Genomic DNA, 23,315 nt, shown 5'->3' with positions numbered 1-23,315 from the left:
CATTCTTCATCATCACATCGCGCGCGCCAACATGTAGCACAGTTTTGATGCCGACAACTCGGTGGGGTTGCACGCGCCCCTATGAGCAAACGTTGTCGATAGCCGCTCAGATCTTCGGTCTGTGTTCCCATCATTCCTCGGCGCCCTACGGCGGAATGCCGCAGGCTTTCGACGGCCGGAAGGCATCAGGTGCAGAGGCCCTTCAGCCGTTTCAGGTGGTTCCCGTCGACGTGTTCCATCATGGCGAAGAGCGCAGCGGCCGCTCCGCGCGTCTCCTCAAGGGTCATCGTCGAGAAGGACAGCAGGTCGTCGAGGTTGTCAGAGTGGGATTCGACCTGGGTGAGCCGTTCGAGCGACGCCAACCTCTCCCTGTCGAGATCCGGATAGTCGGCGCACAGTTTGTCGAGTTGACCGGGCAGGCCTCCGCCACCCGGACTCTTGAAGGCGAGGAACACGTCGAGCACGCGGCGGATCACGTTGGGCATCATGTAGCCATGGTCGTCGTATGCGTCGGGCTGCTCGACGAAGCGCAGCACGTGGCTGAAGAGGAAGTGGTACTCCGAGTCGTACTCGCGGAGCAGCTTCGACATCTCGATGATCCTGGAGCAGCGGCGGTGCTCTCCCTCGGGGATCGTGACGTCGATATAGAGGAACGTGGCGGTCGGATCCTTGCCGGCCGGAGGCCGGGCCTTGCCCTTCCAGGCCTTCCTGAACTCGTTCATACACTGGAGGTTGTGCGTGAGGATGAAGACCTGCGCGGCCTTTTCGAGCCGCGTCCTCACGAGGGAGCAGGCGAAGTTCAGCGCCTTGGTGTCTAGGCTCGAGACCGGATCGTCCACCACCACGATGACGTCCTTCAGCTTTCGGTTGTCCGCCTCGATCGAGGAGAGGAAGTAGGAGATCGCGATGGCTGTCTTCTCGCCCTCGCTCGGTACGCCGCTAATCGGCGTGCCGTGGCGGTGCAGTTCGTAGCCTTCGTCGACGGGGTTGATGGTCAGCTCGCCGTGGCCCAGGTAGGCTGCGATCAGCTTGTTGATGACGGCGGCCGCCGGCCCGTGCGTTCGGATGCGCTGGCGCAGCTCGCGTGCCTCCTCCCGCAGGGCGGCCAGTGCATCGGTCTCGACCTTCAGCCTGGCGGTGGCGTCGCCGAGGTCCTTCGCCGTCTTGGCGTATTCCTCGCGGCAGTCGACGATGAAGTGGCGGCGGATGGACGCCTCCGCATCCTCCTTTCGCTTCGCGAAGTCGGCGATGCCCTGGTTGTGTGCCGCGATCGTCTCGTTGACGCTCGCGACGCTCGCCGCGAGGCGCTCCGCGGTGGCGAGCACATCCGCCTCGGCGGCGACGTCCTTTATGTCAGCGGGAGAGGCGGGCCGCTCCAGCTTTACGGACAGCACGCCCTGCAGTGTTCGCAACTGGTCGGCGAGGTCGCGCGTGTGCTTCGAGGCTTCCTGCCTCAGGTCCCTGAAGCCGGGCCGCAGTTCGCTGGCCAGGTCGTCCACCGCGGGCAGCTGAGCGGCCAGTTGGCCGATCGACCCGAGGAGGCCCTCGAGCCGTTCGGCGGTTCTCTTCAGGCGGGCGACGAACTGGTCGACCCTGTCGTCGAGCGCCGCCGCCAGCAAGGCGCGGCGTTCCGCTGGGATCGCGTTCCCGCACAGAAGGCAGTCGGCCAGCCCGTGGGCGTCGTGGTATTCGTTGCCTTGCTTCAGCCAGAGGAGCATGTCCGGGTGCCGCTGCACCTCCTCGAGCGCGACGGTCGCGAGCGACTGGCCGCAGACCTCGGCGATGAACCGGTAGGCCGTCTCGATGGTGCCCTTTTCGAACGACAGCGGGTCGAGGCGGGGCATCGGCTCGTCCAGCCTGCGGGTATCCTCGGCGGCCTTCAGCTCGTCATCCGTCAGCCTGGGTCCGTCATGGTCCTTCCAGGTGTCGAAGTCCCTGGCGAGCGCCGGCGCCTCGTACTTGCGGCTGCCGAGATGGAGGCGCGACGCGACCGACTTGGCGCGCTCGCGCTTGTAGCTGGCGAAGGTCTTGTCCGCGGCTCTCTCGGTCGCGGCCGCCGCCTCGCTCTTCGCTTCCGCCTTGACGATGTCGCCTTCGATCCTCGTCAGCTCCGCGGCGGCTCCCGCCTGGTCCGCGCCGATGTAGAACACCGGTCTCGCGCGCCCGGCGGCCCATTGGAGGTTCTGCTCGATGTAGTCCGAGTTGAACACGAGCATCCGTTGCTCGAACCCTTTGGGATTGATTGGGCACCCGAACGCCGTCCCGTCGTCCAGTGTCACCTCGAACGTGCCGCCCTCCGGGAGCTTCGGGTGCGGTTCACCCGACTCGAGGCTCGCGAACAGTCGCGACAGCGTGCTCTTCCCCGAACCGTTGAACCCGTAGATCAGGTTGTGGCGTCGGAAGTTCAGGGACGGCGATCGCGCGCCGCGGTCGGCGTAAATCCCCATCCCCTGCAGCGACTTTATGTTGGTGAGGATCCCCATCGCAGGAGTTCATGCCTCGCCGCGATCGTTGTCAATCTCGGAGCGACTTCGAAATCAATCGCATTTGAAAGTGGCGCTACGCTCGAACGTGGCGACAACCTGTTTGATGTGATCGCGATACTCGCCGTTGAACATGATCCGCCACCCATTGCGACTGAGTACGCGCTGGGCTTGGCCATGTCGGGAAAACTGGTCGCGCGGAACGGTTGAGGCAGCTTCTCTGTCTTACTCGCCCCGATTGATGCCGCGTAACGCCATTGGCCTAACCCCGCAGATCGACAGTTTTTGGGGTCGCCGACGAGTCAAGTGAACGACCGAAATTGGGGCGCATTTCCAACCGACGGCTCATGTTGAAACCAGTCCCGTAGTTTTTTGAGCCGAAGCAGGAAGCAGACTGTCAGATTTCAGATCGGCGCCAAGCCAAGCTGACATGTTGGTCGACCAACCGATCAACCGCAATTGGACCGGGACTGACTGGTAACTATTAGCGGCGCGAGTTACTCACTGCTAGCCTATATAGGCTGGTAGACGGGCAATTGGGGAAGATTGATGGGGGAAAGCGCACACATCCTGAATCGAATGAATGGCGAACGATTGGCTTCGCGCCAGATCGATGAGCTCATTGGGCTTGCGCATGGACTTGCCGCCGACGGATCGATCAACCAGACTGAGGTTGAATTTCTACAGAAGTGGCTCGCCGCGAATGCCGACATTAGTGATCAACCGGTGATCCGAACGCTCTACGACCATGTCAACGGCATCATGAGAGATGGAATTGCGGACGCCGATGAGTGCGCCGATTTGCTGTCCACTTTGACTGCACTCTCTGCCGGGGATTTCGAATTGGGCGAGGTACTGAAGCCCTCGACGCTTCCGCTTTGCATACCCGAGCCGACATTGACGTTTGCGGGCCAGACCTACTGCTTCACCGGCACCTTCAGCTACGGACGCCGGCAAGATTGCGAGGCGGCCATTCAGGAGCGCGGAGGTGAGGCCGCAAGCCTCACGAAAAAGACCCACGTGCTAGTCATTGGCGCTTACGCGACGGACTCGTGGAAGCATTCCACCTTTGGCAACAAAATCCTGAAGGCTGTAGACATGCGAGATAGCGGTATCCCGATCTCGATTGTCGCCGAGAAGCACTGGGCGCGCTTTCTCTGAACTCCCTGGTAACTGTCGACCAAGCGGCAGATAACCCATGCGTTGCTCAACCATGCCCCGACCGCTGCCTTCTGTCCGGCGGCGATCTATTCACCTCCTCAATGCGGTGTTGGAGCCTTCCATTTCCACTTTCTCGTCGAAAACGTTCGTTCGCAGTAAGCGACTGCTGCCCCTTACGGAGCCTGTGGAAGCTGCTTGGAGGCTTTTCCAACGACCGGTTATTCCGACTCGCTTCAATAGCATAGGTGCGCCAGAACGAGGACGGGGGACGTTCCAATGAGTGACGGTGAAACAACGACATCCGTGCGCGATCGGCTGCTGAGGGACCGCCGCTCGCTGCTAGATTTAAGCACTCGAAACCGGCTACTCAATGTGCCGATGCGGACGCGCAACGTGCGCACTGTGGAGCTCGTCGACGAGCGGTCTTCCGAAGTCTACCGTCTCCTTCAAGAGGGCAAGGGACTTAGCTTCCTTCCCGGGCGCAACCTGACGGACGACGAGCGCGCAGAACTCGCCGAGGATGACGTCGAGACGGGCGGAATACCGCAACCCGAGGACGACACCTCCGACGACCGCGGAATCGCCAAGCGTCACTCCGATTTGAAACTGCAAACCCGCCTAACCAGCGAGGGGCTGCAGAAGCGGCTGTTCGACATATGGTACGACGCGCGCACGCTTGAGGAGGAACAGGGTGTCAACATTCTGTTCCTGGGTCTCGGCTTGCTCCGCTGGTATGACGCGGACACCTCCGAGGTGGCGCGGCACGCGCCACTTATTCTTCTGCCCGTGCAGCTAGACCGCACTAGCGCTGCGGAACGGTTTAAGTTGAAAGGTCGGGGGGAGCCCGCGTCGCCCAACCTGTCACTGCAGGCCAAGATGAAGGCCGAGTTCGGTCTCGTCATCGAGGATTTCGCCGACGAGGACGAGCTGGACGTGGCGGGCTACTGCTCCAAAGTATCGGAGACCGTATCAGCGATGCCGCGCTGGGAAGTGCTTCCCGACGCGATGGTGCTCGGCTTTTTCAGCTTCGCCAAGTTCCTAATGTATCGCGACCTCGATCCGGACAATTGGCCAACCGAGACGCCGATTGACCAGCACGGGATGATCACGGCGCTTCTGCGCGACGGATTCCCGCAGGTTGAACCGATCGTCCCCGACGAGCGCTCGCCGATTGATCCCGTGATACCGCCGGCCTCACTCAACCATGTCGTCGATGCGGACAGCAGCCAGGCGCTCGTCGTCGAGGAAGCGGCTCGCGGCCGGACGATCGTCGTGAAGGGGCCGCCCGGCACTGGCAAGAGCCAGACGATTACCAACATCATCGCCGCCGTCGCGGCACAGGGGAAGCGCGTTCTGTTTGTCGCCGAGAAGATGGCGGCCCTAGAGGTCGTGCACCGCCGGCTGCAGACGGTCGGCCTCGGTCCGCTGACTCTTGAGCTCCACTCGAGCAAGGCCAACAAGCGCGCTGTCCTCGATGAGCTGAAGCGCACCAAGGAGATGGTGCTGGCACCGCGTCGCACCGATCCTGCGGTTGTCGAGGCGCTGGGCGCGACGCGGGACCTGCTGAATGCGCACGCCGACATCCTGCACGTCGCGCAGCAGCCATACGGTCTGACCGCTTTCCAGATTCTGGGGCAGGTGATGCGGACGGGCGGCGGCACTGCCGATTTCGAACTCGACACGGCCGCCAGCTGGACGCCCGCCGAGCGCGCCGAACGTCTCGATCTGGCGGCTGAGATCTCCGATCGCTTGGCGGCGATCGGCGACCCGTCGGCGCATCCGTGGCGCGGGGTCCGCTGTCGCCCGCTCGATCCGGCAGAGCAGCGCGCCCTCGAGACGCGCGTCGCGACGCTGGCGACCCACCTGCGCGGGGCGATCGACGCGGCGACTCTCGCGCAAGGGCTTGGCGTTCCTTCTGCGGTGACGATTGCCGACCTCGATCCATCGGCGCTGGCGCTGGCCACGGCCGCCGCGCTTCCGGAGGCGGACCGCGCCGCCCTCGCGGCGCAGGGCTGGCGCGATGCGCCCGACAAGGTGCTGTCGCTGCCAGATGCCGGGCGTCGGCACGTGGCCGCCTCTGCGTTGGCGGAAGCGGCCTTCCTGCCCGCGGCCAAGGACGCGGACCTGTCCGGAATCCGGATCGCGATCGCGACGAAGGGCCGCAAGCTGTTCCGCTTCCTAGACGGCGGATACCGGGCGCAGATCGCGCTGCTTAGGTCGTATCTGAGGGACAAGCCGCCGTCCGATCCCAATGAGCGGATCGCGCTCATCGACGTGATGATCGATGCCCAAGACGCGAGGGCCGCCTTCGAGCGTTCGTCGGAGGCGGCGCCTGCCTACGGATCGTCCTGGCGCGGCGAGACGTCGGACTGGTCTTCAATGGCGGCGCTCGCGGACTGGCGTCGCGGCCAGACGGTGTCGCAGCTGCCACCCAACTTCCTCTCATGTGTGGCCGGGCTCGGCGGCTTGGCCGAGGTGCGCGAGGCGAGCTCTGTCCTGTCGCGCGAGCTGCCCGCGCTGCGTCAGGCGCTTGCCAACATTGTGGACGTTCTCGACCTAGACCTCGAGAGTGCGTTCGGCGTGGCGAAAACCGACAACGTCCCGCTGGCTGAGCTTGGCGAGCGACTGGAGGGGTGGGCTGGAGCCATCGAGGCTATCACGCGGTGGATCGCCTTCGCCGGCCGCATCGGCCATGCCCAGTCGTGCGGACTGGCTCCGCTCGCCGCGGGCGTCCTCTCCGGTCGGATCGGCGCGCCTGCCATCGTCCCATCCTTTGAACGCGCCTACTACGAGGCCGTCCGCCGCGACGTCTTCGCGCGAATACCCGAGTTGAAGTCCTTTGACGGCGAGCTGCAGGATCGGACAGTCGCCCGGTTCCGGGATCTCGACCTCGCCCGGATCGAACTCGCGCGCGAAGACATCGCGCACCGCCACTGGCAGGCCATGCCGCGCGGCGGCAGCGGCATCGGGCCCCTCGGCGTCGTCAACGGGGAGCTCGCCAAGCGGCGCAACCTGCTGCCTATACGTCAGCTCGTCGAGAAGGGTGGCCCGGCTATACAGGCTCTCAAGCCGATCTTCATGATGAGCCCGATGTCGGTGGCCCAGTTCCTCAAGCCGGGCGCGATCTCGTTCGACGTGCTTGTCATGGACGAGGCGTCGCAGATCGAGCCGGTCGATGCGCTCGGGGCAATCGCACGCGCCGCGCAGATCGTCATTGTCGGCGACGAGCGCCAGCTGCCGCCGACTCGGTTCTTCGCGAAGCTGACGGGCGATGACACCGAGGAAGACGAGGAGTCGGAGGAGTATCTGCTACGTGCGAGTTCGGTCGAGAGCGTGCTAGACCTATGCTTGGCGAAAGGCATGCCCGACCGGATGCTCAACTGGCACTACCGCTCGAAGCACCAGTCCTTGATCGCCGTATCGAACCGCGAGTTCTACGACAACAGGCTGTTCATCGTGCCGAGTCCCTACGACGCCGTCGCGGGGATGGGGCTGAAATTTCACCACCTGCCTGACGCCCATTACGACCGCGGCAACACTCGGACGAACACGATCGAGGCGAAGGCAGTCGCCGATGCCGTCGTCGCCCACGCCCGCGAGCATCCCGAGCAGTCGATCGGTGTCGCGACCTTCTCGACCGCGCAACGCCAGGCGGTCCAAAAGGAACTCGAGCTGCTGCGCCGCGCCGACCCGTCGCTTGAGGAGTTCTTTGGCCGTGGTGGTCCCGAACCGTTCTTCGTCAAGAACCTCGAGAACATTCAGGGCGACGAGCGGGATGTGATTCTGATCTCCGTTGGATACGGACGGACGTCGACTGGCTACCTCGCGATGAGCTTCGGGCCGCTCAACGGCGAGGGCGGAGAACGTAGGCTGAACGTCCTCATCTCCCGTGCCAAATTGAGGTGCGAGGTCTATTCGAACATCACCGGCGACGATATCGACCTCGAGCGTGCGAGGTCGCGCGGCGTCGCTGCGCTGAAGATGTTCCTAACCTTCGCCCAGACCGGCCGGCTCGGTTTTGCCGAGGAGACTGGGCGCGGCCCGGACTCCATTTTCGAGGAGCAGGTCGCCGACCGGCTGCGTGGCCTAGGCTACGACGTCCGCACCCAGATCGGCACCGCCGGTTTCTTCGTCGACCTCGCCGTCGCCGATCCCGCGAAGCCGGGCCGCTTCGTCATCGGCATCGAGTGCGACGGCGCGCAATACCACTCCTCGCGTTCGGCACGAGATCGCGACCGGCTTCGCCAGCAAGTGCTGGAAAGCCATGGCTGGATCATCCACCGAATTTGGGGGACCGACTGGTATCTCCGACCCGACGAGGAGCTGGCGAAGACGCGTGCCGCGATCGACGCCGCGATCCTCGAGTGGCGCGAGCGCGACGAAGGCGCTGCGGTTGCGGCCAAGCCGGTTCCGATCAGGTTCACCGCGCACGCCCAGGATCAGGACCTCGACGTCGTCGTCGCCCATATCGGCGACGCGCAGACCGCGTCGGAGCCGGTCTCGACTCCTTATCGAGAGGCTGCTGGGATTGCGGTGCCGATAGGTGTCGAGCCCCATCTCGCATCCGCTCGCGACATGATGCGGGTCGTGACCGAGATCGTGTCCATTGAAGGCCCGGTCCACATCGACGAGGTCGTCGCGCGAATCCGCATCCTCTGGGGACTGGGTCGCGCCGGTTCACGCATTCGCGCGGCGGTTGCGTCGGCCGTCAGGCTAGCGGGCGGGTCGGGGGACATAGTAGCGGCCGGCGATTTCTGGTCCCCCCGGGCTGGCACGCTTGAGGTCAGGGACCGCGCCCAGGTTGGCTCGGCCAGCCTCCGCCGCCCCGAGGCCCTGCCGCCAGCCGAGATCGACGCGGCGCTAAAAGTCATCGTCGAGCGCAACTACGGCGCGACGAGGGACCAGCTGGTAATGGCCGCGTCGCGCGCGTTCGGATTCGCGTCGACGAGTGTCCAGCTGAGGGGCGTGCTTAGCGCCGGGATCGACAGGATGCTGGCCAGCGGGGCGCTTGTCGAGAGGTCGGGGTTGCTAATGACGACATGATTCGCTCACGGTCTAGTTTGATGTCGTCATCACTCTTCGGCGTCGACGCTGTAGAACATCGGGTTCTTCATCCATTCGGCGATCGCGGACTCGCGCCAGCCGGCGCAGCGCTCGCTGATCTTGATGCTCTTGGGGAAGGTGCCCTTGTCCATCTTGCGGTACATGGTCGCGCGGCTGAGGCCGGTGCGGGCAAGCACGGTCTTGATACGGAGGATTCGGTCGGGGGTGTCGGTCTGCATTGGTATCACCTTGCGTGGAATGATGTTTGGTGGTGCTCCCTGGGCAAGGTTGAGCAGGATTTTCCGGGAGAAAAGGGCCTCTCGGGGGTCCCTGGGGGACTTTGCGGCAATCGGCGGCATAAACGCATCCTGGCGTAGGCGACCTGAAATGAGGTGGTCGTGTCAGGGCGTCTCACGCTGCGCGTGAGCGCGCTCTACGCCGCGAATCGCGTCGCCGAGTCGCTCTCGCGTCTCGGCCCGTTCGAGTGACGATCGCATGACGCGAGCCGGGCGATGCCCGGCAGCGGAACGCGACGGCTGATGGGCGTGCTCTGGCGGACTTCTGCGAAGCCGCCAGGGTCCGCAGTGTCTTTGCTCTCCGCGTGGCACACTCGATCCGACCGGAAGGCGCGGCGGCGGCTGTCGCACGGTTGCGCGCGCACGCCGCCACGACGGCCGACCGGATTCGAGAGTGCTGCCTTGTGCAGCTCCGCGGGAGCTGGGGCAGCGCTGCGCGCTGGTTGCTGCGGTCGCCGCGCGTTGCGCGCGGCGGCGTTTGGCCTCCGGCACTCGATCTGGCGGGGGTGGGCGTCGCTACCCTCTAGTCCCGCCGCGGCATGCCGCAAGCTGGCTTTGCCAGCTCCTCCTCTTCGTTGCGGCCCTTCGGGTGCGGCCCGCCTCTGCCGGCGGGACTGCCGGTCCGCTCCTGCCGCCCACCCCCGCCATTCCGGCGCCGGTTGCGGTGGTTTTGGAGTGAGGAAGATGGAACTCAAGCATATCCACATCACCAATCTCTCCGTTTCGGCTGCCAACATGCGCGCCAAGGGAGCTAGGCCGGACATCGCCAACATCCTGCCGTCGATCCGGGCGCGGGGCGTGCTGGTCCCGCTGATCGTGCGGGCGAACGGAAGCCCCGACACCTATGAGATCGTGGCGGGCAGGCGGCGCTATCATGCGGCGCTCGCGGTGGCGGAGGAGAGCGGCGGTATCGACGAACTGCCGTGCGCGGTCATGGAAGCCGGTGACGATGCGGCGGCGCTGGAGGCGTCGCTGATCGAGAACGTAGCGCGGCTGGACCCCGATGAAGTGACCCGCTGGGAAAGCTTCACGCGGCTGGTGAGGGAGGGGCGATCTCCCGAGGATATCGCGCTCACTTTCGGTCTGACCGAATTGCAGGTGAAGCGCACGCTGGCGCTGGGCAACTTGTTGCCCCGCATCCGCAGCCTCTATCGCAAGGGTGAGATCGACGCTTCGACCGTGCGGCACCTGACCCTGGCATCCAAGGCACGACAGCGCGAATGGCTGGGCTTACTCGACGACCCCGAGACATATTGCCCGACGGGCCATCTGCTCAAGGCGTGGCTGTTCGGCGGCGCATCGATCCCGGTGAGTGCAGCGCTGTTCGACTTGGCGGACTATCCCGGCGAGGTGGTGTCGGACCTGTTCGGGGATGAGCGCTACTTTGCCGACATCGCTTCCTTCTGGACAGCGCAGACCGTCGCCATCGAGGCCAAGGCCGAGAGCTACCGCGAAGCCGGATGGCGCGAGGTCGTCGTGCTGCCCACCGGCGAGGCGTTCCATAGCTGGGAACATGAGCGTTGCCCCAAGCGGAAGGGGGGCAAGGTGTTAATCGTCGTGGGTTCGCGCGGCGATGTGGCGGTCCACGAAGGGTACGTGTCGCTCAGGGAGGCGCGGAAGCGTGAGCAGGGCGAGCCGGTCGAGAAGCCGGTGCGGCCCGAGGTCAGCGCCCCGATCCAGAACTATGTTGATCTGCACCGGCATGCGGCGGTGCGCGCCGACCTTGCCAGCCAGCCTTCGGTCGCGCTGCGCTTGATGGTGGCCCACGTCATTGTCGGTTCGTCCCTCTGGAATGTCAGGGTGGAGGCGCAGCGGGCGCACAGCGATGCGATTGCCGAGAGCGTCGAGGGATGTGCGGCGGAAGCCCGGTTCGACGAGAAACGGCGGGCGGTGCTGGCGCTGCTCGGTTTCGATCCCGAGACGCCAACCGTCTACGGCGGCTATGACGGCGAGCATGGGCTGGCCGGTCTGTTCGTCCGTCTGCTCCAGCTTCCCGATCCGGCGGTTTTCGACGTGGCGGCAATCGTCATGGGCGAGACTCTGGAATCCGGAAGCGCCCTCATCGAAGTGCTGGGGCCGCTGCTCAAGACCGAAATGGCAAAGGTCTGGTACGCCGACGAGGCGCTGCTCGACCTGATCCGTGACCGCGAGGTGATCGGTTGCGTCCTGACCGATGTCGCAGGCGAGGCGGTTGCCAGCGCCAACGAGGCCGCGACCGGCAAGGTCAAGCGCAGGATCGTGCGCGATTGCCTCACCGGCGAGAATGGCCGCGCCAAGGTCGAAGGCTGGGTGCCCAAGTGGATGGCGTTTCCACCCGCTGCCTACACCGAGCGGGGAGGGGTTCCGACCGTCGCCCGCGCTGGGGAGGTGGCGAGCCTGGCCGTCACGCCCGAGCCGCTGCCGCTGCGTCAGGCGGCGTGACCCCGATGCTGGCGGCCGCAAGGCCGCCAGCTTCCCGCATTTGTGGGAGACTTCCCATGACCGATCATCCCGACCCCAAGCAGTTGAAGCGGCTCGAACGTGCGATCCGCAAGCTGCCCCGCCGCCAGCGCGAAATCTTCTGCGCGATCCGCTTCGATGACCTGAGCTATGAGGAGATTGCCGCACGTACCGGCCTCACCGTGGCGGAAGTGGAGCGCCTGTTCGCAGAGGCGCTGCTGAACTTCATGCGTCGCCTCGATTGGAAGCCGAAGCGGTGGTGGCGCTTCTGGTGAACGGCCAAGCCTCGCGGGGCTTGCCCCGCGAGGCTTCGCTTTGTCGACCCGCTCGGATAGGATCACTGCATAATGCGCACCGACCTCGATCATCTGCCCCCGGCCAAGCAGCGCGAGCTGGAGCGCGTCGTCGAGATTCTTTTCGAGGAATTCGACGACGCGAAGGCGATCGCGACATCGGACTGGAAGAAGCAGGCGCGTATCCTCAAGGTGATCCTCTACGGCAGCTACGCGCGCGGCGGCTGGGTGGACGAGCCGCACACCGCCAAGGGATACCAGTCGGATTTCGATCTGCTCGTCATCGTCAACAACGACAAGCTAACCGACCGCATCGAGTTCTGGGCGACGGCCGAGGAGCGCCTAAACCGCGAACTCGCGGTGACAAAGACGCTGCGGACACCGGTAAACTTCATCGTGCACACGCTCGCCGAGGTGAATGACGGACTGGCGCACGGGCGCTATTTCTTCATGGACATAGCTCGCGACGGGATCGCGCTTTATCAAAGCGAAGATACCGAGTTTCACCAGCCAAAGCCGAAGACGCCCGAGCAGGCGCTCGGGATGGCGCGCGAGTATTTCGAGGAGTGGTTTCCGAGCGCCAGCAAGCGGTTTGATGGCGCGAAGTTCCATTTAGGTCAGGGCAACCTCAAAGACGCGGCCTTTGACCTTCACCAAACAGCAGAGCGCCTCTACCACTGCGTGTTGCTGGTCTGCACGTTCTACACGCCGCACGTTCACAATCTCGGGTTTCTGCGGACACAAGCGGAGCGGATCGATCCACGCTTGATTGACGCATGGCCGCGCGACAATCGCACCGACCGGAGGCGCTTCGAGAAGCTGAAGGAGGCCTATGTGAAGGCGCGCTACTCCAAGCACTATCGGATCAGCGAAGAAGAACTGGCTTGGCTTAGTGACCGCGTCGAGGCGCTCGGCCAAGCGGTTCAGGTAGTCTGTGAAGAGCGCATCGCCGCGCTTGAGCGCAGCGCCGCCGCCTGATCGTCAGGAACGTCCGGCGTCCTTCAGTGCACCGGCAATCATCGCGCCGAGCGCCTCCTCGGCACGGGCGCGGGTGCTCTTCTCCTTCGACAGCAGTTCCTGCCGAATCCAGTCGGGCGCCCGCGCGATGATGGCGGTGATGGTCGCCTGCAGATCCTCAGTCATTGCGGCGCTATGGCTCCCCTTCGGTGTCCGCGGCAAGCGCGAAGGCGCGTTTGCCCCGACGGCGCCATAGCGCGAGCGCTTCCTCGCGCCGTTGGCTCCGCAATGTGGCTGCGCCTTCGGCCATCAGGCCAAAGATTACGGCGCGGTCATCGTCGGCAAGCTCGATCAGCCCCGCCTTGGCAACGAGACCGCCAAGCTCGATCAGTTGGCGCGTTCGCTCGCGGCGTTTCACCACCCATTCCCGCTTGTCATCACGCGCGATCCTGGCCTGTAGCCGGTGCCGGGCCACTGTCGCTCGCCTGAGCGCCGCGCGCGTTCGGGCGAGCGCCGCCGCCAGTGTGACGTGAGCCTTGAAAGAACGCCGCGCCTCGCTTGCGCCAAGCCTCCTTCTCGGCGGGATCCTTGTTGTCGACCGCGCTCAGCAAGGTGCCGGCAAGCTGCTCGATCGGCAGCGCATCGGCGCCGGTCGCGGTGACCAGCTCCCCGAACTGCTGCACCTTGCGTTCCTTGAGCTGCCTCGCCTTATGGCCGAGTGCCTTTAGCTCCGAATCATAGTCGCGGGGTTTACGCATCGCGCCGTCCTCAGTTACATGTGGAGAATGCCTCAGTTAGTAACTGCGTCGATCAGCGTAAATACAGTGAAACATCATGGGACGGACGCGTCCCGAGATAGATGAATTCTTTCGAGGGCGCGCTTATACGTCGTGCCGACGTAGCTTGCGTAGTGTAAGTGGATTGCCGTCATGGCCATCTACCACTTCTCCGCCAAAGTCATCTCGCGCGCAGCTGGTTCCTCGGCGCTGGCGTCCGCTGCATACCGCTCTGCTTCGCGGCTGCACGACCAGCGTCTCGATCGCCACCACGACTTCTCGAACAAGGCGGGCGTCATCCATTCCGAAGTGATGCTGCCGGACGGTGCGCCGGGGCATCTCGGTGAGCGCGAAAGACTGTGGAACGAGGTCGAAGCGGTCGAGAAGCGGTTCGATGCCCAGCTTGCCCGCGAAATCGAGTTCGCGATCCCGCGCGAGCTGACCAATGAGCAGGGGATCGAGCTTGCCCGCGACTTCGTGCGGGCCGAGTTCGTCGAGCGCGGCATGATCGCCGATCTCAATGTCCATTGGGATATCGGCCCAGATGACATGCCCAAGCCGCACGCGCACGTAATGCTGACGATGCGCCAGGTTGGCGAGGATGGGTTCGCCAAGAAGAACCGAGACTGGAACCGCACCGAGCTTTTGGAGAAATGGCGCGAGCGCTGGGCTGAGCACGCCAACCAACGGCTCGCGGAACTCGATATCGACGCGCGCATCGATCACCGCTCCTTGCAAGCGCAGGGGATCGAGCTGGAGCCGCAGCACAAGATCGGCCCCGCGGCATTGCGCATGGCCGCAGAGGGTCTCCAGCTGGAGCGCGTCGACGAGCATCGCGAGATCGCGCGCTCGAACGGCGCGAAGATCATCGCTGAGCCGCGCATTGCGCTTGATGCGATCACGCGGACACAAGCGACCTTCACGAGGCGGGACCTGGCGATGTTTGTGCACCGACATAGCGACGGCAAGGATCAGTTCGATCAGGCGATGGCTGCGGTGCGCGGCTCGCCGGAGCTTGTCGCGCTCGGCAAGGATGGTCGCAGCGAGGACCGGTTCACGAGCCGCGACATGATCGAAACCGAGCAAAGACTTGCGCGCCAAACGCAGGCCCTGTCGGACCGCGAGCAGCATCGCGTCGCCGAGCACTATCGCGATCGCGCTATCACCGCTGCCGAGCGGCGCGGCCTCCTGCTTTCGGCCGAGCAGCGCTCGGCCTTCGAGCACGTCACCGATGCCAAGGATATTGGTGTCGTCGTCGGCTATGCCGGGACCGGCAAGTCCGCCATGCTCGGCGTCGCGCGTGAGGCTTGGGAGAGCGCCGGCTATCAGGTGCAGGGGCTTGCGCTGTCCGGCATTGCCGCCGAGAATCTGGAGAGCGGCTCGGGCATCGCCTCGCGAACGATCGCGAGCCTCGAGCATCAATGGTCGCAGGGCCGGGAGCTGCTGACACCCGACCACGTGCTGGTGATCGACGAGGCGGGGATGATCGGCTCGCGGCAGATGGAGCGGGTGATCGCCGAAACTGAGAAGCGCGGTGCGAAGGTGGTACTGGTCGGCGATCCCGAGCAGCTCCAGGCGATCGAGGCAGGCGCCGCGTTCCGCTCGGTCGCCGAGCGACACTGCAGCGTCGAGATCACCGACATTCGCCGCCAGCGCGCAGACTGGCAACGCGATGCGACCCGCGAGCTCGCCACCGGCCGAACCGGTGAGGCATTCCACGCCTATGAAGAGCGGGGGCATGTCCACGCCGCCGAGACTCGCGGAGAAGCCCGCGCCGAATTGATCGATGGCTGGGATCGCGACCGTTCCGCCGCGCCGCAGGCATCGCGCATCATCCTTACCCACACCAATGATGAAGTGCAGGTACTGAACGAGGCGGCACGTGAGCGGCTTCGCATCGCGGAACAACTCGGCGAAGATGTGAGGACCGGCACGGAACGAGGGCAACGGCTGTTTGCCACCGGCGACCGGATCATGTTCCTCAAGAACGAGCGCAGCATGGGCGTGAAGAACGGCTCCCTCGGGATCGTGCAGAGCGTCACCAGCGCACGGATGGCCGTGTTGCTCGATGATGGTCGCGCCGTGACGTTCGACCTCAAGGATTACGCTCAGATCGATCACGGCTACGCCGCGACGATCCACAAGGCGCAAGGTGTGACGGTAGATCGGGTGCATGTGCTGGCAACGCCGGGACTGGATCGTCACGCCGCCTATGTCGCGCTCTCGCGCCATCGCGACCACGTCGATGTCCATTATGGCCGCGACGATTTTGCCGATCAGTCGAAACTGGTACGCACGCTGTCGCGTGAGCGAGCCAAGGACATGGCGTCGGATTATGCTCGCGACTTCGCCAATCAGCGGCAGATACGTCTGCCCGAACCTGTGGCGGAGAAAGCGACGCGCACCCCGGCACGCGATCCCTTCGCCGGCCTCGACTTGCGGCCAGTGGCGCCGCCGCCCGCACGTGGCATGTTCGACGGACTGGCACTCAGGCCACCGCAACCGACGCGACCGGCGGCACCGATGGATTTGGGCTCCGCCGTGCAACGGTTCGCGCGCGCGACCGCCGACATCATGCGAATGCGCAAGGATGGCTATACCGAGCTGCCGCATCAGCGCATCGCCTATGACAAGGCGGGCCAGTCGTTGGACGCCATGCGTCCTGATGCTGCCCGCGATCTTCGTGCAGTATTCTCCCGCGATATTGGCCTGATCGAGGAAGCCGCCAAAGGACGGACCAACACCGCCATCCGTGCGATGGCGTTGGAGGCGGAACTGCGTGCCAGCCCGGAACGGCGCGCCGATCGGTTCGTGGAAGACTGGCAGAAGCTCGCCAAGGCCCACCGTTCGCTTCGCCATGCCGGGCAGGAAGCTGGCGCTCGCGCCATCGGGCAGCAGATGAGCGCGCTCGGCAAGAGCGTGGAGCGCGATGCGCAGGCCGAGTCGCTGATCAGAAAGCGGCTCCCCGAGCTTGGGATCGGAATGCGAGAGGGCGCGTCGATATCCCACAGCATCCAGGAATGGCTCGGCCCCTCGCGTGGGCGCGGGCTTGGACGGTAGATACTGCGAAATGGATCAGGACAGCACCCCCGGCGTGGACACCAGCCTCGCAGCCCACGCCTTCGACGAGTTGCGTGCCGAGATCAGTTTGCTTCGCCGCGCGGTCGAGCGGCTGACGGACGAGCGGACCTCACTGCCCGATTACGCCCCGAGCCTGGAGGCTATCGCAAAGCGGCTGGAGGACGTGTGCGCCTGGGCGCGGCGGGTTTCGGAGAAGCCGGCGATGCGGCTCACGCCCGAAAGCCTCAGCCGGGAGATCGCCGCGGCGGCGGCAGTCAGCCGCGCCCAGGATCATCAGCATCTGGAGCGAGCCGCCAGCGCGATGGAAGCGGCAGGGAACCGCATCGACGCGATGATCGCCCGTTCCCGAACGGTGGCCGAACAGGATCGCGAGTTGCTCCGGAATCGCATCGCGTTTGCAGTAGCCGGGATGGTGTCGTTCGCAATTCTCCCAGGCGCGATCGCCCGCTCTCTGCCGGTCAGTTGGGCCGTACCGGAGCGGATGGCGGCTCGAATGCTCGGGACTGACATGTGGAATGCCGGCCAGAACATGATGGCAAAAGTCGATCCGGAGCGATGGAGCAAGATAGTCGCCCTTGAACGCGATCGGGTGGCTCGGGCTCGGAACTAGCGGCAGCTACGCGCCCCCAATCGTCGAGGGCGATATTCTCGACGATCCCGTCATAGGCGACCGTGGCGCCCTCATGCTCGAGAGTCGTCACCACATAAGCGATAGTGAAGCTGTTGGCGCTGCGGCGACATCGACCCAGCGCTTGAGCCAGCCAAAGGTTGTGGTCTCGCGCATGTCACGTACCCAGTTCCAGCCGCTCGCCCAATAAGCGAGGTCGCCGACGAAGATCGCCGGTAGCAGCAGCGCCACTCCAAGCGTGTGACACCATGCCGCGTGCAGTAGGAATTGCGCCGACATTAGAACATGTCCGATGAGCGCACCGAACACGATTACCAGCAGGCTGAAGGTCGATCCCGGTTTCTCGGGTGCTTGGGAAATCAGCTCCGAGCGCCCGCTCGCCCGCAGGCCCGCCCAGACGCTCAGTCACGGCGCAAGCAGCAGCGGCAGAAACAGAGTATATCTGCAGCTCACTCAGGCCTTGGCGCCCGGCTCCGCAGCAGAATGCAGGATTTGGCCATTGGCGCTGCTGCGAACCACAAACTTGCCGTCCTTGAAGTCAGACCACGCCTTGGCTGCCTTCCAGCTGCCGAACCGGCTATGGACCGAATTTGCGGTCCTGATCGAACTGGCGGTGTTCCAGCGCATGCAGGCCTCCTGGAGGACAGATAGTCGCACGCGTGCGTCACAACCGGCGCTCGTGCGGCACGCTTCGCCTTCATTCGTCGAGCGCCGACAATCTGAACTGTAGCGCCGCGACACTGACCTTGATCTGCTTGGCGCATCTGGCGAGCTGGTCCTCGTCGTCGAGGTCGAGGGTGCCGGCTAGCGCGACGATCTGATCGCGCGGCATCAGCAGTTCCGAACCGAAGACATTGGCCTGGATCTCGAAATCGTCGGTGCCGGTGGCGGACAGCACGTCACGGCGCATGACCATCTTGTCGACATGAATCCCCTCCCGCAGCTTCTCGGCATGCAGGACATGGTGGCCGATCTCATGTGCGATCGTAAAGCGCTGGCGGTTGGCATGGTGGAAGGAATTGACCGCGACGACCTTGGCATCGCCTTTGACGAACGCCATGCCGGAGAGATCGCCCTCGAGCGGCTCGTAGCGCACGCTGATCCCCATCTTCTTCGCCAGCTTGTCGACAGGCACTGGCAGCGTCAGCATACCGTGTTCCTTCAATATGTCCCGTGCCCGGGACCTGATGATCCGCTTGTCCAGATATGCCACGTCCACCCCCTTAGCTGACCGCCCGGTATATCTCGCCGATCTGATCCAGCTGCTTGTCGCTCACCCCTCCCGACGGGCCGAACACCCTGATCTCGTTATCGACCATCGCGTCGGTCAAACCGCTCGACGGCAGCAGCGCCGCCAGGCCATCGAGCTTGAGCACCCGCGCGAAGGTCAGCGCGACGTGCAGCGGCAAACGCTGTCCGCCGCGTTCGATGCTCGCCAGCCGCGGCCGCGACATGCCCATCGTCGCAGCGAGCGCTTCCTGCGTCAGGCCGGTGCTTTTGCGCCGCGCCGCGATGCGCCGGCCCACCTCTGCATAGAACTGATCCGGGTTCATGGCGCCGTAGTGACAATCCCGAGCGGCGCTGTCAAGAATCCTGACATGTCAAAAAAACAATCAAAAAAGATCACAAACTTGCCATTTAGGATATTTCACCGCATATGAGGGTTAGGCGAGTCGTTCGCCGACGTTGATGAGGTGATGCATGTATCCCAACCGACCCGACCGCCCCGGCTTTCCGATGCCGCCGCGTCCGAGCGAATTTCCCCGGCCTGCACCGGGCGACTTTCCGCCGCAGCGCCCGAACCGCTTCGACCCGCTCCACCATCGCTAAGGACAAGAGAATGGCTACCAACACCGGGAATGGTTTCCGCCGCGGCGCCGTAACGGGCCGCACCCAGTTCCAGCGCCCCGACGGCAACTGGCAGAAGCGCGATGAGCGCAACGGCCAGCTGATGGGCGTCAAGGACGACGGCAATCCCTTCAAGGGTGTCGCGCGCGAGCCCGATGGCCGCGACACGCCGAACGCCTGACATGACCGCCGTCACCGACAAGCCGGTCGCGCGCTTCATCGAGCGCTATCTCGCGGAGATTGAGGCGGGCAACGCCGCAATCTTCGCGGGGGCCGGCTTGTCGGCCCCCGCCGGGTTCGTCGACTGGCGCGAATTGCTGCGCGATATCGCCGACGAACTCGACTTGCGCATCGACTGGGAGCATGACCTGATCGCGGTCGCCCAGTTTCACCTGAACAAGACCAAGAACCGCCACCGGCTCAACCAGGCGATCATCGATGCCCTGTCATCGACGCCGGCGCCGACTGCCAATCATCGCCGTCTGGCCCGTCTGCCGATCCGGACCTGGTGGACGACCAATTATGATGGGCTGATCGAACGCGCGCTGGAAGATGCGGGCAAGATCGTCGATGTGAAGTCAGCAGTGTCGCAGCTGGCCAATACCCGGCGGGGCCGCGATGCCGTCCTCTACAAGATGCATGGCGATGTGTCGCGGCCCGACGAAGCTGTCGTCACGCGCAACGACTATGAGCGCTACGCGCTCGATCGCGGTCCGTTCGTCAGCGCGTTGACTGGCGATCTCTTGTCCAAGACCTTCCTGTTCGTCGGGTTCAGCTTCACCGACCCCAATCTCGAACAGGTGCTGGCCCGGCTGCGGCTCCATGTCGGAGTCAATCAGCGCGAGCATTTCGCGTTCCTGCGCCGGCGTACCCGCTTGGCCAATGAGAGCGACGACGAGTTCGCTCACAATCTCGCCCGCCACCGGTTGATGGTCGACGATCTCCAGCGCTTCAACGTCCAGGTCATCCTCGTCGATGAATATGCCGATGTCGAACTGATCCTAGCCGAGATCGAACGGCGTCACCGCCGCCAGACTGCCTTTGTCTCCGCCAGCGCCGATGATTTCGAACCATGGGGCCGGCCGGCAGTAGAGAATTTCATGCGCCGCCTCGGTCACGCGATCGTGGCAAAGGACGCGCGGCTGCTGACCGGCCTTGGCCTCGGCGTCGGCAACGCCTTGTTCACCGGCGCCGTCGAACGCGTGCTGGAAGGCGGGCGCGGCCGGATCGAGGACACGCTGATCCTTCGCCCCTTTCCGCAGCATATCGACGACCAAGCCCGGCGCGAACGCGTGTGGGAAGACTATCGCCAGCGCATCATCCCCGATGCCGGGGTCGCGCTTTTCCTGTTCGGCAACAAACGTGCCGGTGACGAGATCGTGCTGGCAAACGGCATGGTCCGGGAATGGGAAATCGCGTTGCAGCATGGCCTGACCCTGGTTCCCATCGGGGCGACGGGATCGATCGCGCGGGACCTTGCGGCGCAAGCGCTGGCGGATCCCGACCGGCTGCTGGCCGGCCTTGACCAGGGTCAGCGCGACATCGTGGCGCGGTTGGCCGAGCCCGTCGCCGACCTGGCAGAACTTATCGAACCGATCGCACGCCTCATCGCCGACCTGCGCGGCGGCCGTTGAGCCCAATTGATATCAGGAGATTGCACGATGGCGCATAAATGTTTTCTCAGCTTCCACTACAAGCCCGACAATTGGCGGGTCCAGAAGGTCAAGCAGATGGGCGCGATCGAGGGCCAGGCGCTGCTCGACTCGAATGGCTGGGAATCGGTCAAGCGCGGCGGCGATGCGGCGATCCAGAAGTGGATCGACGACAATATGAAGGGCCGCGATTGCCTCGTCGTGCTGGTCGGGGAGAAGACCGCCGGCCGCCGCTGGGTAAATTATGAGATCAAGAAGGCATGGGGCAAGGGCATGGGCGTCCTCGCCATCCATATTCATAATCTCGAGGATCGCGACGGCAATCAGGCCAAGAAGGGCGGCGACCCGTTCACCGGCCTGACCGTCGATGGCAAGGCGGTGACCGGCAAGGTCTATGATCCGCCCTATTCGATCAGCAAGAATGTCTACAACCACATCTCCGAGAATATCGAAGACTGGGTGAAGGCGGCGGTCAAGGCGCGTGGCTGAAGCTGCCGCCCGGGTTAGTCGATGCCCGGGTCAGCCGCCGGCGGCAATCCGCGCCTGGAGATAGGTCTGATATGCGTCGAGCATCGCCATTTGCTCCTCGTCGCAGCCGACCCGCGTCTCGCCAATCGCCGCCAGCGCGGCGAACAGCGTATTCCATTTCGCCCTGCCGGTCATGTCCATCAGGCGGCCGCCATCATGGGTGCGGTAGAAGTCGCGCAGCTCAGCGGTCAGATATTCGGGGTGGCGCTCGTGGATCAGGCGGTAGCCATGATAGCGAAGCCGGTCATCCTCGAACGCATCGACGATCGCGACCCGGTTCTCCCACGGCAGGAGATGGAACATGTCCATCCGCGCCCGGTCGCCGTCCGGGATGAAACCGGCATATATTTGTTCCTCGACATGCGGCGAAGGCTCTATCTCGTCGCGGCTGGCGACCACCGCTGCGATCAGGCGCTCGCGCAGTGCCGCGTCCTGCTCCACCCTGTCCACCGCCGCAGCGATCGCCGCTTCGTCCAGCGCGCCAAGAAAGGCCTGGGGGACCTCGTCGACCGGGGCAATCGACGGCGCGGCGTTGGTGCGAACCTTGCGCACCGGCTTCGGGCTCTTGCCGACCCAGACTGCCAGTTGCGCATCGCTCATCGCCGCAACCCAGTCGAGATCGTGCCGCAGATCTAGGCAGAGCAGCGCTGCGGGGTTATCCGGGTCGGCGCCGAGCGGAGCGATGACGAAGTGATAGGGGCGGTTGAAATAGAATTCGGTCAGCACGAAAGCGCTCTCGCTCTCGACGAACGCATTAACTCCGGCCTTTGAGGAGAAGCGGACGAACCGGCTCCAGCATTCCGGCTCGCGCTCGCGGATGCACTGCGCCATATGGATGGTCGCCTCGACGTCGGCGAGTGCGTCATGCGCATGGTCATGGGCAAACCCGTTGGCCGGGGCGAGCTGGTCGAGCTTGAAGACGGCATTGCCCTTAGGACCGGTTGGCACGACCAGGCAATCGGGCGCGAACTGCGACGCTGCCTGGACCAGCGTCATCGCATCGGCTCGGCAATTGCCGTTGGTGTTGGTCAGATACGGGGCATGCAGCGTCCGGAACAGCGCCTGGCGCAGAAGATGCTCGTCGAAGTTCAGCGAATTATAGCCGACGAATATCGCCGGCGACCATTCCGCCATCTTGGCTTGGATCGCCCGGAGCATTTCGTAATGACAGGGCAGGCTCGGATCGGTCACGCGGGCGATGGTCATGCCGGTAACCTTGAGCGCCGCCGGATGTGGGATGACGTGCGGTAGCAGCCGGCACCGCACCTCGAACCGCCCGATCTCGTTAAGATCGGCATCGGTCCGGATCGCTGCGAATTGCAGGATCTGGTCAAAGTCGGTCGATATGCCTGTCGTTTCGGTATCGTAGAACACGAACGCCAATTGCCATCCCCCCGTTTAAAAGCCCGCGGATATTTCCGGATCGGGCTACCAATCATTCGAGCCGTCGCGTGAAATTGTCCGGGCTCCGAGTAGGATTCGAATCTACGGCCCGTTCAATTAACAGTCGAGCGCTCGATTTGTGAACGACGGCTTTTGCCGATCTCGTGCCCAAAGCTGACACACTGCAGCCTGCCCAACTTCAGCCACTAAGCCCCTCGGTTCAATACTTGGAGGATCGCCGCAAAGCGGCAGCCAGAGCGGCGCTTGTTCAAGCGAATGGGATTGTAGCGAATCGGCTCAGGAAATGCCTTTGTGTCGCGGGTTCGAGTCCGAGCGACGGACCAATTTTTGGGGTGGACCACGAGTGGACCACGAAATTCAACTGGCCCAGAAACTGACGCTTTTCTGCGCCTTACGCGAACGAGTGTGAGTCCTGTAAGCGCACCAGTACATAGAGAGAGCGCCTCTATAAAGCCGCAGAAATCTGCGGTAAACTGCCTCTCGGCGGTCCCATGAAATCTCATTATGTTCCGCCGTGGCCCACTCAAAAGGGGCCACGGAACGTGGGGCCACGAGCAGTTCAGGAGGCGTGGCCCCATGCTTACGGTTACACGGATTCGGGCGCTTAAACCCGCCCAGCGTCCCTTCAAGGTTTTTGATTCCGACGGGCTCTTTCTGCTGGTCCAGCCATCCGGGGCCCTGTTCTGGCGTTTCCGCTACAGAAAGTTCGGCGTGGAGCGCAACCTA

The 23,315-nt window shown here is 64.2% G+C and carries 21 protein-coding genes; 11 read left to right on the top strand and 10 right to left on the bottom strand.

The genetic code is table 11. The features are described from left to right. Positions 1–185: 185 nt before the first annotated feature. Complete coding sequence (locus ACRECS_RS06970; protein ID WP_431582242.1) at positions 186–2,483, bottom strand: AAA family ATPase; 2,298 nt, start codon at positions 2,481–2,483, stop codon at positions 186–188. Positions 2,484–3,032: 549 nt separating this feature from the next. Here ACRECS_RS06970 and ACRECS_RS06965 point away from each other — a divergent pair. Together ACRECS_RS06965 and ACRECS_RS06960 are read left to right on the top strand one after the other, a co-directional pair. Continuing rightward, complete coding sequence (locus tag ACRECS_RS06965) at positions 3,033–3,644, top strand: BRCT domain-containing protein (protein ID WP_431582241.1); 612 nt, start codon at positions 3,033–3,035, stop codon at positions 3,642–3,644. 276 nt (positions 3,645–3,920) lie between these two features. Beyond that, the gene (locus ACRECS_RS06960) at positions 3,921–8,687 is read left to right on the top strand and encodes a DUF3320 domain-containing protein (RefSeq protein WP_431582240.1); all 4,767 of its coding nucleotides are present in this window, start codon (positions 3,921–3,923) and stop codon (positions 8,685–8,687) included. A 29-nt stretch (positions 8,688–8,716) separates the two neighbouring features. On the opposite strand, the gene ACRECS_RS06955 is transcribed toward ACRECS_RS06960, so the two are convergent. Then, a complete protein-coding gene (locus ACRECS_RS06955) occupies positions 8,717–8,926 on the bottom strand; it encodes a helix-turn-helix transcriptional regulator (protein WP_431582239.1) in 210 nt (69 codons plus the stop codon). A 741-nt stretch (positions 8,927–9,667) separates the two neighbouring features. Here ACRECS_RS06955 and ACRECS_RS06950 point away from each other — a divergent pair. The 3 genes from ACRECS_RS06950 to ACRECS_RS06940 all read left to right on the top strand — a co-directional run bounded on the left by ACRECS_RS06950 (position 9,668) and on the right by ACRECS_RS06940 (position 12,693). Further along, positions 9,668–11,404 carry a ParB/RepB/Spo0J family partition protein gene (locus ACRECS_RS06950; protein WP_431582238.1) on the top strand — a complete coding sequence of 579 codons (1,737 nt, stop codon included), beginning with the start codon at positions 9,668–9,670 and terminating at the stop codon, positions 11,402–11,404. 56 nt (positions 11,405–11,460) lie between these two features. Continuing rightward, positions 11,461–11,697 (top strand): sigma factor-like helix-turn-helix DNA-binding protein, encoded by a 237-nt coding sequence (locus ACRECS_RS06945; protein ID WP_431582237.1) that lies wholly within the window; start codon positions 11,461–11,463, stop codon positions 11,695–11,697. 72 nt (positions 11,698–11,769) lie between these two features. Next, positions 11,770–12,693, top strand: coding sequence for a HEPN domain-containing protein (locus ACRECS_RS06940; RefSeq protein ID WP_431582236.1), 924 nt, complete (start codon positions 11,770–11,772; stop codon positions 12,691–12,693). A 3-nt stretch (positions 12,694–12,696) separates the two neighbouring features. Here the strand turns inward: ACRECS_RS06940 and ACRECS_RS06935 are convergent, their stop codons facing one another. The 3 genes from ACRECS_RS06935 to ACRECS_RS06925 are packed head-to-tail and all read right to left on the bottom strand — an operon-like array spanning position 12,697 to position 13,430. Next, positions 12,697–12,858: a hypothetical protein gene (locus ACRECS_RS06935; protein ID WP_431582235.1), complete on the bottom strand. Its 162-nt coding sequence runs from the start codon at positions 12,856–12,858 to the stop codon at positions 12,697–12,699. Positions 12,859–12,865: 7 nt separating this feature from the next. Next, positions 12,866–13,090 (bottom strand): conjugal transfer protein TraD, encoded by a 225-nt coding sequence (locus tag ACRECS_RS06930; RefSeq protein WP_431582234.1) that lies wholly within the window; start codon positions 13,088–13,090, stop codon positions 12,866–12,868. A gap of 19 nt (positions 13,091–13,109) precedes the next feature. Beyond that, positions 13,110–13,430 (bottom strand): conjugal transfer protein TraD, encoded by a 321-nt coding sequence (locus ACRECS_RS06925; RefSeq protein WP_431582233.1) that lies wholly within the window; start codon positions 13,428–13,430, stop codon positions 13,110–13,112. Between the two features lie 171 nt (positions 13,431–13,601). Between ACRECS_RS06925 and traA the strand changes: the two genes are divergently transcribed. Both traA and ACRECS_RS06915 read left to right on the top strand, forming a co-directional pair. Then, positions 13,602–16,508, top strand: a complete 2,907-nt coding sequence (gene traA, locus ACRECS_RS06920; protein WP_431582232.1) for a Ti-type conjugative transfer relaxase TraA — start codon at positions 13,602–13,604, stop codon at positions 16,506–16,508. Positions 16,509–16,518: 10 nt separating this feature from the next. Further along, on the top strand, positions 16,519–17,139 hold the full coding sequence (locus ACRECS_RS06915) for a DUF6118 family protein (protein ID WP_431582231.1): 621 nt from the start codon (positions 16,519–16,521) through the stop codon (positions 17,137–17,139). 87 nt (positions 17,140–17,226) lie between these two features. Here the strand turns inward: ACRECS_RS06915 and ACRECS_RS06910 are convergent, their stop codons facing one another. The 4 genes from ACRECS_RS06910 to ACRECS_RS06895 all read right to left on the bottom strand — a co-directional run bounded on the left by ACRECS_RS06910 (position 17,227) and on the right by ACRECS_RS06895 (position 18,710). Next, positions 17,227–17,436: a hypothetical protein gene (locus ACRECS_RS06910; protein WP_431582230.1), complete on the bottom strand. Its 210-nt coding sequence runs from the start codon at positions 17,434–17,436 to the stop codon at positions 17,227–17,229. Positions 17,437–17,610: 174 nt separating this feature from the next. Then, positions 17,611–17,784 (bottom strand): hypothetical protein, encoded by a 174-nt coding sequence (locus tag ACRECS_RS06905; protein WP_431582229.1) that lies wholly within the window; start codon positions 17,782–17,784, stop codon positions 17,611–17,613. Between the two features lie 70 nt (positions 17,785–17,854). Next, the gene (locus ACRECS_RS06900; protein WP_431582228.1) at positions 17,855–18,307 is read right to left on the bottom strand and encodes an ImmA/IrrE family metallo-endopeptidase; all 453 of its coding nucleotides are present in this window, start codon (positions 18,305–18,307) and stop codon (positions 17,855–17,857) included. A 73-nt stretch (positions 18,308–18,380) separates the two neighbouring features. Further along, positions 18,381–18,710 (bottom strand): helix-turn-helix domain-containing protein, encoded by a 330-nt coding sequence (locus tag ACRECS_RS06895; RefSeq protein ID WP_431582227.1) that lies wholly within the window; start codon positions 18,708–18,710, stop codon positions 18,381–18,383. 287 nt (positions 18,711–18,997) lie between these two features. Between ACRECS_RS06895 and ACRECS_RS06890 the strand changes: the two genes are divergently transcribed. From ACRECS_RS06890 to ACRECS_RS06880, 3 genes are read left to right on the top strand one after another with little or no spacing between them, the layout of a single operon-like run. Further along, positions 18,998–19,186 (top strand): hypothetical protein, encoded by a 189-nt coding sequence (locus tag ACRECS_RS06890; RefSeq protein ID WP_431582226.1) that lies wholly within the window; start codon positions 18,998–19,000, stop codon positions 19,184–19,186. 1 nt (position 19,187) lies between these two features. Beyond that, positions 19,188–20,639, top strand: a complete 1,452-nt coding sequence (locus ACRECS_RS06885) for an SIR2 family protein (protein ID WP_431582225.1) — start codon at positions 19,188–19,190, stop codon at positions 20,637–20,639. Positions 20,640–20,666: 27 nt separating this feature from the next. Next, complete coding sequence (locus tag ACRECS_RS06880) at positions 20,667–21,146, top strand: TIR domain-containing protein (RefSeq protein ID WP_230483949.1); 480 nt, start codon at positions 20,667–20,669, stop codon at positions 21,144–21,146. Between the two features lie 30 nt (positions 21,147–21,176). Here the strand turns inward: ACRECS_RS06880 and ACRECS_RS06875 are convergent, their stop codons facing one another. After that, complete coding sequence (locus ACRECS_RS06875; RefSeq protein WP_431582350.1) at positions 21,177–22,559, bottom strand: exonuclease domain-containing protein; 1,383 nt, start codon at positions 22,557–22,559, stop codon at positions 21,177–21,179. A gap of 534 nt (positions 22,560–23,093) precedes the next feature. Here ACRECS_RS06875 and ACRECS_RS06870 point away from each other — a divergent pair. Then, a partial coding sequence (locus ACRECS_RS06870; protein WP_431582224.1) for an Arm DNA-binding domain-containing protein occupies positions 23,094–23,315 on the top strand: 222 nt, incomplete at its 3' end.

Origin of the sequence: Sphingomonas sp. (genome assembly GCF_050725575.1) — a bacterium.
Classification (GTDB): Bacteria; Pseudomonadota; Alphaproteobacteria; order Sphingomonadales; family Sphingomonadaceae; genus Sphingomonas.
This window is presented reverse-complemented; position numbering and strand designations above follow the sequence as displayed.

What these genes read in the sequence shown, in the direction of transcription:
- ACRECS_RS06970 (WP_431582242.1), bottom strand. Translation starts at nt 2,483, where the DNA reads ATGGGGATCCTCACCAACATAAAGTCGCTGCAGGGGATGGGGATTTAC.
- ACRECS_RS06965 (WP_431582241.1), top strand. Translation starts at nt 3,033, where the DNA reads ATGGGGGAAAGCGCACACATCCTGAATCGAATGAATGGCGAACGATTG.
- ACRECS_RS06960 (WP_431582240.1), top strand. Translation starts at nt 3,921, where the DNA reads ATGAGTGACGGTGAAACAACGACATCCGTGCGCGATCGGCTGCTGAGG.
- ACRECS_RS06955 (WP_431582239.1), bottom strand. Translation starts at nt 8,926, where the DNA reads ATGCAGACCGACACCCCCGACCGAATCCTCCGTATCAAGACCGTGCTT.
- ACRECS_RS06950 (WP_431582238.1), top strand. Translation starts at nt 9,668, where the DNA reads ATGGAACTCAAGCATATCCACATCACCAATCTCTCCGTTTCGGCTGCC.
- ACRECS_RS06945 (WP_431582237.1), top strand. Translation starts at nt 11,461, where the DNA reads ATGACCGATCATCCCGACCCCAAGCAGTTGAAGCGGCTCGAACGTGCG.
- ACRECS_RS06940 (WP_431582236.1), top strand. Translation starts at nt 11,770, where the DNA reads ATGCGCACCGACCTCGATCATCTGCCCCCGGCCAAGCAGCGCGAGCTG.
- ACRECS_RS06935 (WP_431582235.1), bottom strand. Translation starts at nt 12,858, where the DNA reads ATGACTGAGGATCTGCAGGCGACCATCACCGCCATCATCGCGCGGGCG.
- ACRECS_RS06925 (WP_431582233.1), bottom strand. Translation starts at nt 13,430, where the DNA reads ATGCGTAAACCCCGCGACTATGATTCGGAGCTAAAGGCACTCGGCCAT.
- traA (WP_431582232.1), top strand. Translation starts at nt 13,602, where the DNA reads ATGGCCATCTACCACTTCTCCGCCAAAGTCATCTCGCGCGCAGCTGGT.
- ACRECS_RS06915 (WP_431582231.1), top strand. Translation starts at nt 16,519, where the DNA reads ATGGATCAGGACAGCACCCCCGGCGTGGACACCAGCCTCGCAGCCCAC.
- ACRECS_RS06910 (WP_431582230.1), bottom strand. Translation starts at nt 17,436, where the DNA reads ATGTCGGCGCAATTCCTACTGCACGCGGCATGGTGTCACACGCTTGGA.
- ACRECS_RS06905 (WP_431582229.1), bottom strand. Translation starts at nt 17,784, where the DNA reads ATGCGCTGGAACACCGCCAGTTCGATCAGGACCGCAAATTCGGTCCAT.
- ACRECS_RS06900 (WP_431582228.1), bottom strand. Translation starts at nt 18,307, where the DNA reads ATGCTGACGCTGCCAGTGCCTGTCGACAAGCTGGCGAAGAAGATGGGG.
- ACRECS_RS06895 (WP_431582227.1), bottom strand. Translation starts at nt 18,710, where the DNA reads ATGAACCCGGATCAGTTCTATGCAGAGGTGGGCCGGCGCATCGCGGCG.
- ACRECS_RS06890 (WP_431582226.1), top strand. Translation starts at nt 18,998, where the DNA reads ATGGCTACCAACACCGGGAATGGTTTCCGCCGCGGCGCCGTAACGGGC.
- ACRECS_RS06885 (WP_431582225.1), top strand. Translation starts at nt 19,188, where the DNA reads ATGACCGCCGTCACCGACAAGCCGGTCGCGCGCTTCATCGAGCGCTAT.
- ACRECS_RS06880 (WP_230483949.1), top strand. Translation starts at nt 20,667, where the DNA reads ATGGCGCATAAATGTTTTCTCAGCTTCCACTACAAGCCCGACAATTGG.